We start from the raw sequence: 14,758 nt of genomic DNA, 5'->3' as shown, positions 1-14,758 counted from the left end.
CAGTATCCCGCTATCGTCAACGCCTGATAAGCGGTTGAACTTTATTATCAATAGCTTCCCGCGCTCGGAAGATACGTGAACGTACCGTACCTACCGGGCAATCCATGATGGCCGCAATTTCTTCATAGCTCATGCCATCCAACTCCCGCAACGTAATTGCCATGCGTAAATCTTCCGGGAGCGACTCAATAGTACGGAAAACTATTTGTCTCAGTTCTTCTGACAACATTAAGTTCTCAGGGTTCGAAATTTCTTTCAGTGCACCGCCACTTTCGAAGTTTTCTGCATCAATGGCATCCACATCACTGGATGGCGGCCTGCGCCCTTGGGCAACCAGGTAGTTTTTGGCCGTGTTAACGGCAATACGGTACAGCCAGGTATAAAAAGCACTATCTCCCCTGAACGAATCAAGCGCGCGATAGGCCTTTATAAATGACTCTTGTACGACATCAGGCACATCTCCGGAAGGAACATAACGGGAAACCAGACTCGCCACTTTGTGCTGGTAGCGCACCACCAGTAAGTTGAACGCTTTCTGATCTCCTTTCTGTACCCTTTCGACAAGGACCTGATCCGTTAACTGCTCGCTCATCCGAGGTAAAATCTCCCCAAAACCAATTTCCACGCGTATCCAGAAACGCCACTCCAATACTGCAATCTATGAGCAAGCAGCCAATTAGAGAGCAGGTTCGTGATAAAGTTCCGTTACGCCTTTGTTTTTGTGCATCGTTCTACAGACTTTTCATTATCACTCATTATAAGTCTACAAACCCTGCACACTGTGTTTTCTCAAAGAAAAGACCTTAAGATCGCCAGAGAGTATCGCAATATCGCTTTTTTTTCATCACTAATAAGCGCTTACTAACAATCAGATCCCTGTTTCCCCTTCCCTGACTCTCATCCCGCCTTTTTATACAATGTTTAGTGCTTAATACAAAAATCAAAAAAAACAGTGCCTGGTCACCTTTCATAGTGCTATGCTGGCCGGACCTTGTTTAGTAAATTAAACACGAATTATGAAAACGACGCCTGAATTCTCTTGTGATGTCCTGGTCATTGGCAGCGGTGCCGCAGGGCTCTCCGTGGCATTGCGTCTTGCGGCGCAGCATCGTGTTATCGTCCTCAGCAAAGGGCCAATCAGCGAAGGCTCCACCTTCTATGCGCAAGGGGGCATTGCGGCGGTATTTGATGAAACGGACAGCATTGAATCCCATGTCGAAGATACATTGATTGCCGGTGCCGGTATTGTCGATCGCCAGGCGGCAGAGTTTGTCGCCGGGAATGCGCGCCAGTGTGTACAGTGGCTTATCGATCAGGGTGTGTTATTTGATACCGAGGTAACGGCGAACGGCGAGCCGGGTTACCACCTCACCCGCGAAGGCGGGCATAGTCACCGCAGGATCCTCCACGCGGCCGATGCCACCGGCAAAGAAGTCGAAAATACGCTGGTCAGCCAAGCCCTCAATCACCCCAATATTCGCGTATTGGAACGCTGTAATGCGGTAGATCTGATTATTTCGGACAAAATCGGTCTGCCTGGTGCCCGACGCGTCGTCGGAGCATGGGTGTGGAACCGGAATAAAGAACAAGTCGAAACCTGTCAGGCTAAAGTGGTTGTACTGGCGACCGGCGGCGCATCCAAGGTGTATCAGTACACCACGAACCCGGATATTGCGTCCGGCGATGGCATCGCCATGGCCTGGCGCGCCGGTTGCCGGGTCGCAAACCTGGAGTTTAATCAGTTTCATCCCACTGCCCTCTTCCACCCACAAGCGCGCAATTTCCTGCTAACGGAAGCGTTGCGCGGCGAAGGTGCGTATCTGAAACGCCCGGATGGCTCCCGCTTTATGCCGGATTTTGATGCGCGAGGCGAGTTGGCCCCGCGTGATATTGTGGCGCGCGCTATCGATCATGAAATGAAACGCCTCGGCGTGGACTGCATGTATCTCGATATCAGTCATAAGCCAGAAGCATTTGTCCGTCAGCATTTCCCGATGATTTATGAAAAGCTGCTCGGTCTGGGCCTTGACCTGACGAAAGAACCAATACCGATCGTCCCTGCCGCGCACTATACCTGTGGCGGGGTGATGATAGACGATCGCGGGCGTACCGATGTGGACGGATTATATGCCGTAGGGGAAGTGAGTTATTCCGGGCTGCACGGTGCAAACCGCATGGCATCAAACTCACTGCTTGAATGTCTGGTCTATGGCTGGTCAGCGGCGGAAGATATTTCCCACAGAATGCCGGATATTGATGCTGTGACGGAATTACCGGCATGGGATGAGAGCCGCGTCGACGACGCAGACGAGCGCGTGATCCTGCAACATAACTGGCACGAGCTGCGCCTGTTTATGTGGGATTATGTCGGCATCGTCCGTACCACCAAGCGCCTGGAACGCGCACTGCGCCGCATTACATTACTGCAACAGGAAATTGACGAGTACTACGCTCACTTCCGCGTTTCCAATAATCTGCTGGAACTGCGCAATCTGGTGCAGGTAGCGGAGTTGATTGTACGTTGCGCTATGGCGCGTAAAGAGAGCCGTGGGCTGCATTACACGCTGGACTATCCGGATTTACTGCCCAACTCCGGCCCAACGGTGCTCTCGCCGCGCGGTTACATAAATATGTAGAAAGCCTGCGTCAGCGCGGTATAGCTCTCGGAGTAGCGCTGATCCGGCCCGCGGATCACCAAACGGTCGGCAAAAAACTCCCCCGGACGCGGAGAGTATGCCAGTAACACGCGGTGCGGCAGACGCCCTTCCGTCTCGGCAACATCCGTACGCAAACGCAGATGCCAGCCAATGCTCTGCGCTTTGCGGGTGAACGCATCGCCTGCATCCACTGGCAACACGACGCAGAAAAAGCCTTCTTCGGTAATCAGTGTCGCGGCAATCTCTAGCAGAGCCTGGTGATCCAGTGAGGTGGTGTAGCGTGCACGGTCGCGCTCAGGCGTTGCGCATTTTACGCCTTCCTCAAAATAGGGGGGATTGCTGACGATCAGATCGTAGCGAACCGTATTCTTATTGCTCCACTGACGGATATCGGCGGTATGCACAATAACACGCCCGGACCACGGCGAGGCCTGCACGTTTTCCTGCGCCTGCGCAGCCGCCTGATCGTCCAGCTCGACCGCATCGATCATCACAGTCTGTGGCGTACGCTGAGCGAGCATCAGTGCCAATAAGCCGCTACCCGTGCCGATATCCAGTATATGTCGGGCATTCGATACCGGCGACCATGCGCCTAACATCACGCCATCGGTGCCAACTTTCATGGCGCAACGGTCATGCGCAACAAAGAATTCTTTGAACGTGAAGCCATCACGGCGAAACTGAGCCTTTGGCTGGGACATCTCTACAACCTCAATACGGAAAACAGGTGTAGCATAGGTGAAAGCGAAGCCCCGGAAAAGCGATAAGCAGACAACAGATGAAGATTGCAGCCGTAACGTCTATAATCAGCGCCCCACACAGAGGTAGATCATGACTGTAACGACTTTTTCCGAACTCGAACTTGACGACAGCCTGCTGGACGCGCTCCAGAGTAAAGGTTTTACACGCCCGACCGCCATCCAGGCTGCCGCTATTCCGCCTGCGCTTGAAGGGCGTGATGTCCTCGGTTCCGCGCCTACCGGCACCGGTAAAACGGCGGCATATCTGCTGCCTGCGTTGCAGCACCTTCTGGACTTTCCGCGTAAGAAATCTGGCCCGCCGCGTATTCTGATCCTCACGCCAACCCGTGAACTGGCGATGCAGGTTGCCGATCACGCCCGCGAGCTGGCAGCTAATACGCACCTGGATATCGCGACCATCACCGGTGGCGTGGCGTATATGAACCACGCGGAAGTCTTCAGCGAAAACCAGGATATCGTGGTCGCAACCACTGGCCGCCTGTTGCAGTATATTAAAGAAGAGAACTTTGACTGCCGGGCAGTTGAAACGCTGATCCTTGATGAAGCAGACCGCATGCTGGACATGGGCTTCGCGCAGGATATCGAACATATCGCGGGCGAAACGCGGTGGCGTAAGCAAACCATGCTGTTTTCCGCCACACTGGAAGGCGATGCGATCAAAGATTTCGCTGAACGCTTGCTGGAAGACCCGGTGGAAGTTTCCGCTACGCCGTCCACCCGCGAGCGTAAGAAAATTCACCAGTGGTACTACCGTGCCGACGATGTGGCGCATAAAACCGCGCTGCTGGTACACCTGCTGAAACAGCCTGAAGTAAGCCGCTCTATTGTGTTTGTTCGCAAACGCGAGCGTGTGCATGAGTTGGCAAACTGGCTGCGTGAAGCCGGTATCAATAACTGCTATCTCGAAGGCGAAATGGTGCAAATTAAGCGTAACGAAGCCATCAAACGCCTGACCGATGGTCGCGTCAATGTGCTGGTTGCGACCGATGTTGCAGCTCGCGGGATTGATATTCCGGATGTCAGCCACGTTTTTAACTTCGATATGCCACGCAGCGGCGACATTTATCTGCACCGCATTGGGCGTACTGCCCGCGCCGGACGTAAAGGCACCGCGATTTCGCTGGTCGAAGCGCACGATCACCTGTTACTGGGTAAAATTGGTCGCTACATTGAAGAGCCGTTGAAAGCCCGTGTGATTGATGAGCTGAGGGCAAAAACCCGCACGCCGAGCGAGAAACTGAAAGGCAAACCGTCGAAAAAAGCGCTGGCGAAGCGTGAAGAGAAGAAAAAAGAGAAAGAAAAAGAGAAGCCGCGCGTGAAGCAACGCCATCGCGATACCAAAAACATTGGTAAGCGCCGTAAGCCAAGCGCCACAGCTGCTGAACAGCAGAATACAGAAGAATAAAAAAACGCCGGGGTTTCCCGGCGTTTTTATTACTACCTGAAATTACAGGCTTTCAGTAAAAGTACGAGCAATAACGTCGCGCTGCTGTTCTGGAGTCAAAGAGTTAAAACGCACAGCATAACCTGATACACGGATGGTGAGCTGCGGGTATTTATCCGGGTTTTCAACGGCGTCGAGCAGAGTTTCACGACGCAATACGTTCACATTCAGGTGCTGACCACCTTCCACGCGAACTTCTGGTTTCACTTCCATCGGAATTTCACGGTATTCGATATTGCCGAGCTTGCTAACAGCAACCACTTCATCTTCAGCATAGCCTGCTTTCGCGCATACGCAGCGTGCTTCACCTTTTTCGTTATCGAGCAGCCAGAACGAGTTCAGCAGGTTGTCATTTGCAGCTTTAGTAATCTGGATACCAGTAATCATGAATAGCCTCCCATGGGCACAATATTTGATTTCACCGGAATCTTTCCGGCCAATTGGTAAAACCATTGTTGTCTGATTGTTTATATACCAGTCCAGAAATCCGCATTCTTTGATTAAAATCAATAAAAACCACACTGTGAAAATGGTGATACCAGGAATTTCTTGTTTTATATCAAGTTACGCCACTCACTCCCTCTTAAAATTTTTGTAAATTTTAAAAAAATTTTACAGGCAGGGCACCGGAAGCAGCGGGGAATTTTGTTCCGGGGAAAGAAGCAGTTAAGCTAAAGGGAACGAACTTCGCAGGAGAGCGGGATGACCACTTCTTTAACATGGCATGACGTGCTGGCCGATGAAAAACAGCAACCCTACTTTATCAATACCCTGAGCACCGTCGCGGCTGAGCGCCAGGCCGGGATCACCATCTACCCCCCACAAAAAGACGTGTTTAACGCTTTTCGCTTCACCGAGCTTGGCGATGTCAAAGTGGTGATCCTTGGCCAGGACCCATACCATGGCCCCGGACAAGCACACGGACTCGCATTCTCGGTACGGCCTGGCATCGCGATCCCGCCCTCTCTGCTGAATATGTATAAAGAGTTGGAAAAAACGCTTCCGGGTTTTGTCCGCCCGGAACACGGTTATCTGGAAAGCTGGGCGCGCCAGGGCGTGTTGCTGCTCAACACGGTGCTGACCGTACGCGCGGGCCAGGCGCACTCCCACGCCAGCCTGGGCTGGGAAACCTTCACCGATAAAGTGATCAGTTTGATTAACGAGCATCGTGAAGGCGTTGTCTTTTTACTTTGGGGTTCGCACGCGCAGAAAAAGGGGGCAATTATCGACAGAACACGTCACCATGTATTGAAAGCGCCGCACCCGTCACCGCTCTCCGCGCATCGCGGTTTTTTCGGCTGTAATCATTTTGTGCTGGCGAATCAGTGGCTGGAACAGCGTGGTGAGAAACCGATTGACTGGACGCCGACATTACCGGCGGAAAGTGAGTAAACCAGAATGTAGAAGGCCCGGTAAGCGCAAACGCCACCGGGCCTTTTGCCGGGTGGCGGCGACGCCTTCCCCGGCCAATAACACAACGGGTTACGCTTTGTTCTGACGCCACCATTCGGCCAGCAACACTCCTGTCGCCACAGAAACGTTGAGGCTTTCAACGTTGCCAGTACCGTCAATGGACACGCTAAGATCGGCACGGGACAACGTCGCATCAGACAACCCGTCGCGCTCCTGCCCTAACACCAGCACTATTTTCTTCGGCAATTCAGCCTTAAACAGGGGTGTACCGTTATGGCTGGAGGTCGTCACCAGCGCATAACCGGCCTGGCGGAACGCTTCAAGCGCATCAACAAAACTCTCTCCGGTGATCGCCTGAACGTGCTCCGCACCGCCTTCTGCCGTACGCACAGCCGCGCCGGACTCGATCACTGCCGCATCCTGCAGCACCACACCTTTCACACCAAAGTGCGCGCAACTACGCATAATCGCGCCGAGGTTGTGCGGGTTACCTACTTCTTCCAGTGCCAGGACGCAATCCTCAGCCCCCGCGGTGGCGACCCATTTCTCTACGCTCAAACCATTGCGTTTTTTGATCAGGAAGCACACGCCACCATGATGTTCAGTGCCGGAGGCTTTCGCCAGCTCAGCATCATCAACCACGTGATAAGCTTTGCGGTTTGCAGCCATCCAGCGCAGTGCTTCTTTAAAGCGCGGCGTGACACTCTGCACAAACCAGGCGCGGACGATGGAATCCGGACGGCTGCTGAACAGCGCCTGACAGGCATTTTCACCATATACACGCGTCTCTTCCGCACGCTGGCGACGCAGCACTTCCGGATCGATAAAACTTTTACCGCTGATCCCGCCATGATCCGGTTTCTCCGGCGTTTCATCACCCGGTGCGCGGGAAACGGTGCGCCACGGAGAATCACTCTGACGGCTAAAATCTTCGCGCGATGGACGGCTTCTATCGTCACGCTGTGGTCGACCGCCACGGTCATCACGTTGAGAACGGCTTCTGTCATCACGGGCTGGGCGACGGCCTGCATCTGCACGAGACGATCCCGAACGCGCTGGCCCTTTCCCGGTGCGCGGGTTATAGCCACGTTTATCGGAATCATCATCACTGCGGACATACATCACTTTGACCTTGCCGCTTTTGTTGTTACTTTCGTCGTTCATGCTTTTCTCCACCAGCGCTGCGCGAAGCGCGCAGATTACCTGATGTCCTTGCGCTTAGCCATTACTTCGTACAAAAGCTATCGACTATTGTACTCATTGAATAAATCGCATTGTCGTGTGAAACCTTCTTATTAATAATATGTAACATTGAAGAAACATACCGGTGAAAGCCGCGTTGTACCACCGCTTCCCTGAGGTTAGTTATGAATACCGTATGTGCAAGCTGCCAGGCATTGAACCGCATTCCTGAAGACAGAATGAACGACGGCGCGAAATGCGGGCGCTGTGGACATGAGCTGTTCGACGGCGATGTCATTAATGCCACTGGCGAAACACTGGATAAACTGCTGAAAGACGATCTGCCCGTCGTGGTGGATTTCTGGGCGCCATGGTGCGGCCCGTGCCGTAACTTTGCGCCAATCTTTGAAGACGTTGCGGAAGAGCGCAGCGGTAAAGTGCGTTTTGTCAAAGTGAATACCGAAGCCGAACGTGAGCTAAGCGCGCGTTTCCGCATTCGTAGTATCCCCACCATCATGTTGTTCAAAAAAGGTGAAGTAGTCGACATGCTGAGCGGCGCAATGCCAAAAGCACCGTTTGATAACTGGCTCAACGAATCACTCTGATCCTGCCGGGGCGCATCTTGTGCCCCGTTTTGACCTCTGCGACAATGGCGTTTTTCCTGTGCATTCCTGATGACTGATAACGCCGTTCTTCAACTTCGCGCTGAGCGCCTTGCCCGCGCCACGCGCCCATTTCTGGCGCGAGGTAACCGCATCCGTCGCTGTCAACGCTGCCTGTTGCCACAGCGGCAATGCCTGTGCGATACCCTCAAACCTGCTGCTGCCCGTAGCCGTTTTTGCCTGGTAATGTTTGATACCGAACCCATGAAACCCAGCAATACCGGGCGTCTGATCGCCGATGTTTTACCCGATACTCTGGCGTTTCAGTGGTCGCGTACCGAGCCGCCGCAAGCGCTAATCGATCTCTGCGCCAGTGACGAATATCAGCCCATGGTGGTCTTTCCGTCCTCTTATGCTGGCAGTGAGCGCCAGGTGCTGAGCGCACCGCCACCAGGTAAACCGCCGCTGTTTATTATGCTGGACGGCACCTGGACGGAGGCGCGTAAAATGTTCCGCAAAAGCCCTTACCTGGATGCACTGCCGGTCATTTCTGTGGATTTGTCGCGGGTTTCGGCCTATCGCTTGCGTGAAGCACATGCTGACGATCAATATTGCACCGCAGAAGTGGCGATCGCTTTACTGGATCTGGCGAATGATAATGTCGCCGCGCAAGCGCTGGGGGACCATTTCACCCTGTTTCGCGAACGTTACCTCGCGGGTAAACCGCATCATCCATCCGCCATCACAGCAAACGAAGCAGAAAGCGTTTAATATCATCAGGTCACTCTTTTCAGGAGGCCGGTATGAGCCAACGAGGGCTGGAAGCGTTATTGCGTCCCAAATCGATCGCCGTGGTGGGCGCATCGATGAAACCGGATCGCGCCGGTTTTCTGATGATGCGCAATCTGTTGGCCGGCGGTTTTGCCGGGCCGGTGCTGCCGGTTACCCCTGCATATAAAGCGGTACTCGGTGTTCTTGCCTGGCCGGATGTCGCCAGTCTGCCTTTTACCCCTGACCTGGCAGTACTTTGTACCCATGCCCGGCGCAACCTCGATCTGCTCGATGCGCTCGGGCAAAAAGGGTGTAAAACCTGCATTATTCTTTCTGCGCCTCCTGAGCAGCATGCCGACTTACTCGCCTGCGCCAGCCGCTACCAGATGCGGCTACTTGGTCCAAATAGTCTGGGCCTGCTGGCACCATGGCAAGGATTGAACGCCAGTTTTTCTCCGGTGCCGATTACGCGCGGCAAACTGGCATTTATTTCTCAGTCTGCTGCGGTTTCGAATACCATTCTGGACTGGGCGCAGCAGCGGGAAATGGGGTTCTCCTACTTTATAGCTCTCGGCGACAGTCTGGATATCGATGTCGATGAGCTGCTGGATTTCCTCGCTCGGGACAGTAAAACCAGTGCGATCCTGCTTTATCTGGAGCATCTTAGCGATGCCCGGCGTTTTGTCTCCGCTGCACGTAGCGCATCACGTAATAAGCCTATCCTGGTGATTAAAAGCGGACGCAGTCCGGCTGCGCAACGTTTACTGAACGTGCACGCCGGGCTTGATCCGGCCTGGGATGCCGCTATCCAGCGTGCTGGGTTATTGCGCGTACAGGATACGCATGAGTTGTTTTCCGCCGTCGAGACGCTTAGTCATATGCGTCCGCTGCGGGGTGAGCGTTTGATGATTATCAGTAATGGCGCAGCGCCGGCTGCGCTGGCGCTCGATGAGCTATGGTCACGTAACGGCAAGCTGGCAACGCTGAGTGAAGAAACGCTGGCGCAGCTTCGCGCGGTATTGCCGGAATATGTCAATGTGAGCAACCCGCTGGATTTGCGTGACGACGCCAGTAATGAACGCTATGTCTCTGCGTTGACGGTTTTGCTGGAAAGCCAGGATTACGATGCGCTGATGGTGATCCACTCACCGAGTGCGACAGCGCCGGGTAGCGAAAGCGCGCAGGCGCTGATCGACGCCCTGAAAAAGCACCCGCGCGGAAAGTATGTCACCGTCCTGACCAACTGGTGTGGGGAGTTCTCCTCGCAAGATGCGCGGCGTCTGTTCAGCGAAGCCGGGCTGCCGACCTACCGGACGCCGGAGGGGGCTATCACGGCGTTTATGCATATGGTGGAGTACCGCCGGAACCAGAAGCAATTGCGCGAAACGCCCGCTCTCCCACTCAGCCAGACAGCCGATACCGCCGAGGCATATAAGCTGCTGCGTCAGGCTATTGCCGATGGCGCCACAACGCTCGACACCCATGAAGTACAGCCTATTTTACGCGCCTGGGGTTTACAGACCTTACCGACCTGGATTGCGGGTGACAGCGCGGAAGCAGTGCATATAGCCGAAAAAATCGGTTATCCGGTGGCCTTAAAACTCCGCTCCCCTGATATTCCGCATAAATCGGAAGTTCAGGGGGTGATGCTCTATTTGCGTACCGCCAAAGAGGTGCAACAGGCTGCCGATGCCATTATCGATCGTGTGAAGATGAGCTGGCCACAGGCTCGCATTCACGGTTTGCAGGTGCAGAGCATGGCAAACCGTGCGGGAGCGCAGGAGCTCCGCGTGGTGGTTGAGCAAGATCCGGTGTTTGGTCCGTTAATTATGTTGGGTGAAGGTGGCGTGGAGTGGCGGGCAGAAGATCAGGCGGCTGTCGCATTACCCCCTCTGAATATGAACCTGGCGCGTTATCTGGTGATTCAGGCAATCAAAAATAAGAAGATCCACGGGCGAAGTGCATTACGCGCACTGGACATCGCGGGTCTGAGCCAGTTTTTAGTACAGGTTTCGAACCTGATTGTTGATTGCCCGGAGATTGAGCGCCTTGATATTCACCCGTTGCTGGCGTCCGGCAGCGAGTTTATCGCGCTGGATGTCACCATGACTGTCGCCCCCTTTGAGGGGAATGGCGAAACGCGTCTTGCCATTCGCCCTTATCCACAGCATCTGGAAGAGCAGGTGGAAATGAAAAACGGCGAAAAGTGCCTGTTCCGCCCGATTCTTCCTGAAGATGAGCCGCACTTACAGCAATTTATCGCGCAGGTGACTAAAGAGGATCTCTATTACCGCTATTTCAGCGAGATCAATGAATTTACCCATGATGATTTAGCGAATATGACGCAAATCGACTACGATCGGGAAATGGCATTTGTTGCAGTGCGTCGTACGAATGAAGGCGAAGAGATCCTTGGCGTTACGCGTGCAATCTCCGATCCGGATAACATCGATGCGGAATTCGCCGTGCTGGTACGCTCTGATTTGAAAGGGCTGGGTCTTGGGCGGCGTCTGCTGGAAAAGCTGATCAGTTATACGCGAGATCACGGACTTAAGCGCTTGAATGGTATTACTATGCCGAATAATCGCGGCATGGTAACGCTGGCGCGAAAACTGGGATTTGATGTCGATGTTCAGCTGGAAGATGGGATTGTGGGCTTGTCGCTCCCTCTGACGCAGACGGAAGAATCCTGAGTAAGGTACTGGAAATGTTGACCACTTTAGCGGGCTCGGTGTTATTATTGTCCGCTTATGTCGTCTGCATGGTACAGAAGACCCTTCAATAAACAGAGAAGAAACGCACTGTGATGTTGTCAAAATTTAAGCGTAATAAACATCAACAACACCTTGCCCAACTACCCAAGATTTCTCAGTCAGCGGATGATGTAGCCTTTTTCTACTCGCCTGCGGATTTCAGAGAAACGCTGCTTGCCAGGATAGCCAGCGCAACGCACCGAATCTATATCATTGCCCTGTATCTTGAACAGGATGATGGTGGGAAAGGAATTCTGAACGCACTGTATGAAGCAAAACGCCAACGTCCTGAACTGGATGTGTGTGTGCTCGTTGACTGGCATCGCGCCCAGCGTGGTCGCATCGGTGCCGCAGCGTCAAACACGAATGCCGACTGGTATTGTCGCATGGCGCAAGAAAACGCCGGCGTTTCGGTTCCCGTTTACGGCGTACCGGTAAATACCCGTGAAGCACTTGGCGTTCTCCACTTTAAAGGGTTTATTATTGATGACTGCGTGCTCTACAGTGGCGCCAGCCTCAATGATGTTTACCTGCATCAGCACGATAAATACCGTTACGATCGCTATCAGCTGATCCGCAATCCACAGATGGCCGATGTCATGCAAAACTGGGTCGTTCAGAACCTGGTGCAGGGGCGCGGCGTGAATCGGCTGGACAATCCTCAACGCCCGAAAAGTCCGGAAATCAAAAACGATATTCGCCAGTTTCGCCAGGAGCTGCGCGATGCCTCGTTTCATTTTCAGGGCGATGCCGATAACGAACAGCTCGCGGTAACACCGTTGGTCGGCCTGGGAAAATCCAGCCTGCTGAATAAAACGATCTTTCACCTGATGCCGTGTGCGGAACACAAACTGACTATTTGTACGCCGTACTTCAATCTGCCGGCGGTACTGGTGCGTAATATCATTCAGCTCCTGCGCGAAGGCAAAAAAGTCGAAATTATTGTCGGCGACAAAACTGCCAACGACTTTTTTATTCCAGAAGATCAGCCGTTTAAAATCATCGGTGCACTGCCTTATCTTTATGAGATTAACCTGCGCCGTTTCCTGAGCCGACTGCAGTATTACGTGAATACCGAACAGTTGGTGGTGCGTCTGTGGAAAGATGACGATAACAGTTACCATCTGAAAGGCATGTGGGTTGATGATGAGTGGATTCTGCTGACAGGTAATAACCTGAACCCGCGCGCATGGCGACTCGATCTCGAAAACGCGGTGCTTATCCACGATCCGAAGCACGAGCTGGCAGCGCAGCGCGATAAAGAGCTGGAGCTTATTCGCAGGCATACGACGGTCGTTAACCACTATCGCGATCTGCAAAGCATTGCCGACTACCCGGTAAAAGTGCGTAAGCTGATTCGCCGGTTACGCCGTATCCGTATTGACAAGTTAATCAGTCGTATTCTTTAAACCGAGGCCCCGTTATCGCACGGGGCTTTTTTTCAGGCTTTGCTAATGAAATATATTGTGCTGTTCGGTTCACTGCTGTTGACGGGATGCAGTCATATGGCGAATGACAACTGGAGCGGGCAGGATAAAGCACAGCATTTCCTCGGCTCCGCTATGCTCTCTGCTGCAGGTAATGAAGTCGCACAGCATCAGGGGATCAGCCGCGATCGAAGTGCAATCTTTGGGCTGATGTTTTCTGTTAGCCTGGGAGCATCAAAAGAGTTGTGGGACAGCCGCCCGGCGGGAAGCGGCTGGAGCTGGAAAGATTTTGCCTGGGATGTTGCTGGCGCCACAACGGGTTATACCGTGTGGCAACTGGCCAGACATTAAAGGCGAATGCCTTTTCCTTTACGGTGTAGCATCAAAGAGACCAGAAATGCCAACGCGCCCATCAGAGTAACGTACCAGAAGAAAGCCGTTTCAAACCCAATCGATTTCAGTGACAGCGCGACATATTCCGCCGAACCGCCAAAGAGAGCGTTTGCCACTGCATAGGATAGACCGACGCCAAGTGCACGAACCTGAGCAGGGAACATCTCGGCTTTCAGGATCCCGCTGATTGAGGTATAGAAACTGGCGATCACTAAAGCCAGCATAACCAGTACGAATGCAGCATAGGGGGACGTTACACTGTGCAGTGCACTGAGGATGGGTACCGTGCACACTGTGGCAAGACCACCAAAGATCAGCATCGAGGTACGGCGACCAATCCGATCAGACAGAGCGCCGATAAGCGGTTGGATCAGCATAAAGACAAACAGCGCGACCGTCATAATCACGCTGGCGACATTGGCATGCATCCCGGCAGTGTTCACCAGGTACTTCTGCATATAGGTCGTGAAGGTATAGAACGTGAGCGAGCCCCCAGCCGTAAAACCCAGCACCATAATGAAGGCTTTGCGATTGCGCCATAACCCTTTTAGCGAACCAGCTTCTTTTAGCGCACGCACTTCCTGCTGCGAAGTTTCATCCAACTGACGACGCAACCATAGAGCGACGATAGCCAGAGCAGCTCCGAGAGCAAAGGGAATACGCCAACCCCAGGCGCGAAGCGCTTCTTCCTCCAGAACCTGCTGCAATATCACAACAACCAGCAATGCCAGTAACTGCCCGCCAATCAGAGTGACGTACTGAAACGAGGCGTAAAAGCCTTTCCGCCCTTCAACTGCCACTTCGCTCATGTAAGTTGCACTGGTTCCATATTCTCCCCCCACTGACAATCCCTGAAACAAACGAGCCAGCAACAATAATGCAGGTGCCCAGGTTCCAATGGTCTCATAGCCCGGCAGGCAGGCGATCACCAGCGATCCCAGACACATCATGCACACTGAAATCAGCATGGATGTTTTACGACCGTGCCGGTCAGCGATGCGACCAAACAACCAGCCGCCAATGGGCCTCATCAGAAAGCCAGCGGCAAATACTCCGGCTGTTTGCAGTAACTGAGTGGTAGTGTTTCCGGCAGGGAAAAAAATATGTGCGAAGTAGAGAGAGCAAAAGGAATAAACATAGAAGTCAAACCATTCTACCAGGTTACCTGATGAGGCACCAATGATCGCCCATACCCGACGCCGGGTATCGCTGCTGGTGAGCGATTCATGTGTTGTCATACTGCTGTCAGCCATTGTAATGATACTCCTGCCTGAGCTATTGATGAGATGTGCACGTGGTGAGGTGTACACAGTAAGCATCCTTAACTCACTGATATGCAAAAAATGAAATGTTGC

13 protein-coding genes are annotated in these 14,758 nt (G+C 53.3%); 8 read left to right on the top strand and 5 right to left on the bottom strand.

The window, feature by feature from the left end; translation table 11 throughout:
• Positions 1-16: 16 nt before the first annotated feature.
• Complete coding sequence (rpoE, locus tag O9K67_RS06395; protein WP_061493647.1) at positions 17-592, bottom strand: RNA polymerase sigma factor RpoE; 576 nt, start codon at positions 590-592, stop codon at positions 17-19.
• 424 nt (positions 593-1,016) lie between these two features.
• Between rpoE and nadB the strand changes: the two genes are divergently transcribed.
• Positions 1,017-2,636: an L-aspartate oxidase gene (gene nadB, locus O9K67_RS06390; RefSeq protein ID WP_061493644.1), complete on the top strand. Its 1,620-nt coding sequence runs from the start codon at positions 1,017-1,019 to the stop codon at positions 2,634-2,636.
• On the opposite strand, the gene trmN is transcribed toward nadB, so the two are convergent.
• Positions 2,621-3,358 carry a tRNA(1)(Val) (adenine(37)-N(6))-methyltransferase TrmN gene (gene trmN / locus O9K67_RS06385; RefSeq protein WP_061493643.1) on the bottom strand — a complete coding sequence of 246 codons (738 nt, stop codon included), beginning with the start codon at positions 3,356-3,358 and terminating at the stop codon, positions 2,621-2,623. The genes nadB and trmN overlap by 16 nt on opposite strands.
• A gap of 130 nt (positions 3,359-3,488) precedes the next feature.
• Between trmN and srmB the strand changes: the two genes are divergently transcribed.
• Entirely contained in the window at positions 3,489-4,823 is a 1,335-nt protein-coding gene (gene srmB / locus O9K67_RS06380) for an ATP-dependent RNA helicase SrmB (RefSeq protein WP_061493641.1), read from the top strand.
• A 42-nt stretch (positions 4,824-4,865) separates the two neighbouring features.
• On the opposite strand, the gene grcA is transcribed toward srmB, so the two are convergent.
• The gene (grcA, locus tag O9K67_RS06375; protein ID WP_061493639.1) at positions 4,866-5,249 is read right to left on the bottom strand and encodes an autonomous glycyl radical cofactor GrcA; all 384 of its coding nucleotides are present in this window, start codon (positions 5,247-5,249) and stop codon (positions 4,866-4,868) included.
• A gap of 315 nt (positions 5,250-5,564) precedes the next feature.
• On the opposite strand from grcA, the gene ung reads away from it, so the two are divergent.
• Positions 5,565-6,254: a uracil-DNA glycosylase gene (ung, locus tag O9K67_RS06370; protein ID WP_061493637.1), complete on the top strand. Its 690-nt coding sequence runs from the start codon at positions 5,565-5,567 to the stop codon at positions 6,252-6,254.
• A 90-nt stretch (positions 6,255-6,344) separates the two neighbouring features.
• Here the strand turns inward: ung and O9K67_RS06365 are convergent, their stop codons facing one another.
• A complete protein-coding gene (locus O9K67_RS06365; RefSeq protein ID WP_061493635.1) occupies positions 6,345-7,439 on the bottom strand; it encodes a tRNA/rRNA methyltransferase in 1,095 nt (364 codons plus the stop codon).
• A gap of 203 nt (positions 7,440-7,642) precedes the next feature.
• On the opposite strand from O9K67_RS06365, the gene trxC reads away from it, so the two are divergent.
• The 5 genes from trxC to O9K67_RS06340 all read left to right on the top strand — a co-directional run bounded on the left by trxC (position 7,643) and on the right by O9K67_RS06340 (position 13,361).
• Entirely contained in the window at positions 7,643-8,062 is a 420-nt protein-coding gene (gene trxC / locus O9K67_RS06360; protein WP_061493632.1) for a thioredoxin TrxC, read from the top strand.
• A gap of 69 nt (positions 8,063-8,131) precedes the next feature.
• Positions 8,132-8,830 carry a tRNA-uridine aminocarboxypropyltransferase gene (locus O9K67_RS06355; RefSeq protein ID WP_061493631.1) on the top strand — a complete coding sequence of 233 codons (699 nt, stop codon included), beginning with the start codon at positions 8,132-8,134 and terminating at the stop codon, positions 8,828-8,830.
• 32 nt (positions 8,831-8,862) lie between these two features.
• The gene (locus O9K67_RS06350) at positions 8,863-11,523 is read left to right on the top strand and encodes a bifunctional acetate--CoA ligase family protein/GNAT family N-acetyltransferase (RefSeq protein WP_061493630.1); all 2,661 of its coding nucleotides are present in this window, start codon (positions 8,863-8,865) and stop codon (positions 11,521-11,523) included.
• Between the two features lie 113 nt (positions 11,524-11,636).
• Positions 11,637-12,992 carry a CDP-diacylglycerol--serine O-phosphatidyltransferase gene (gene pssA / locus O9K67_RS06345; RefSeq protein WP_061493629.1) on the top strand — a complete coding sequence of 452 codons (1,356 nt, stop codon included), beginning with the start codon at positions 11,637-11,639 and terminating at the stop codon, positions 12,990-12,992.
• A gap of 45 nt (positions 12,993-13,037) precedes the next feature.
• Complete coding sequence (locus O9K67_RS06340; protein WP_061493628.1) at positions 13,038-13,361, top strand: YfiM family lipoprotein; 324 nt, start codon at positions 13,038-13,040, stop codon at positions 13,359-13,361.
• Here O9K67_RS06340 and O9K67_RS06335 read toward each other — a convergent pair.
• On the bottom strand, positions 13,358-14,656 hold the full coding sequence (locus tag O9K67_RS06335) for an MFS transporter (RefSeq protein ID WP_061493627.1): 1,299 nt from the start codon (positions 14,654-14,656) through the stop codon (positions 13,358-13,360). The genes O9K67_RS06340 and O9K67_RS06335 overlap by 4 nt on opposite strands.
• Between the last annotated feature and the right edge of the window lie 102 nt (positions 14,657-14,758).

Source organism: Kosakonia oryzendophytica (assembly GCF_027886705.1).
GTDB lineage: Bacteria > Pseudomonadota > Gammaproteobacteria > Enterobacterales > Enterobacteriaceae > Kosakonia > Kosakonia oryzendophytica.
Note: the sequence above shows the minus strand (reverse complement) of the source record. Positions and strands in the feature narration are given on the sequence as shown.

Bases quoted from the DNA above. Each gene is read 5' to 3' on its own strand.
- rpoE (WP_061493647.1), bottom strand. From the start codon at position 592: ATGAGCGAGCAGTTAACGGATCAGGTCCTTGTCGAAAGGGTACAGAAA.
- nadB (WP_061493644.1), top strand. From the start codon at position 1,017: ATGAAAACGACGCCTGAATTCTCTTGTGATGTCCTGGTCATTGGCAGC.
- trmN (WP_061493643.1), bottom strand. From the start codon at position 3,358: ATGTCCCAGCCAAAGGCTCAGTTTCGCCGTGATGGCTTCACGTTCAAA.
- srmB (WP_061493641.1), top strand. From the start codon at position 3,489: ATGACTGTAACGACTTTTTCCGAACTCGAACTTGACGACAGCCTGCTG.
- grcA (WP_061493639.1), bottom strand. From the start codon at position 5,249: ATGATTACTGGTATCCAGATTACTAAAGCTGCAAATGACAACCTGCTG.
- ung (WP_061493637.1), top strand. From the start codon at position 5,565: ATGACCACTTCTTTAACATGGCATGACGTGCTGGCCGATGAAAAACAG.
- O9K67_RS06365 (WP_061493635.1), bottom strand. From the start codon at position 7,439: ATGAACGACGAAAGTAACAACAAAAGCGGCAAGGTCAAAGTGATGTAT.
- trxC (WP_061493632.1), top strand. From the start codon at position 7,643: ATGAATACCGTATGTGCAAGCTGCCAGGCATTGAACCGCATTCCTGAA.
- O9K67_RS06355 (WP_061493631.1), top strand. From the start codon at position 8,132: ATGACTGATAACGCCGTTCTTCAACTTCGCGCTGAGCGCCTTGCCCGC.
- O9K67_RS06350 (WP_061493630.1), top strand. From the start codon at position 8,863: ATGAGCCAACGAGGGCTGGAAGCGTTATTGCGTCCCAAATCGATCGCC.
- pssA (WP_061493629.1), top strand. From the start codon at position 11,637: ATGTTGTCAAAATTTAAGCGTAATAAACATCAACAACACCTTGCCCAA.
- O9K67_RS06340 (WP_061493628.1), top strand. From the start codon at position 13,038: ATGAAATATATTGTGCTGTTCGGTTCACTGCTGTTGACGGGATGCAGT.
- O9K67_RS06335 (WP_061493627.1), bottom strand. From the start codon at position 14,656: ATGGCTGACAGCAGTATGACAACACATGAATCGCTCACCAGCAGCGAT.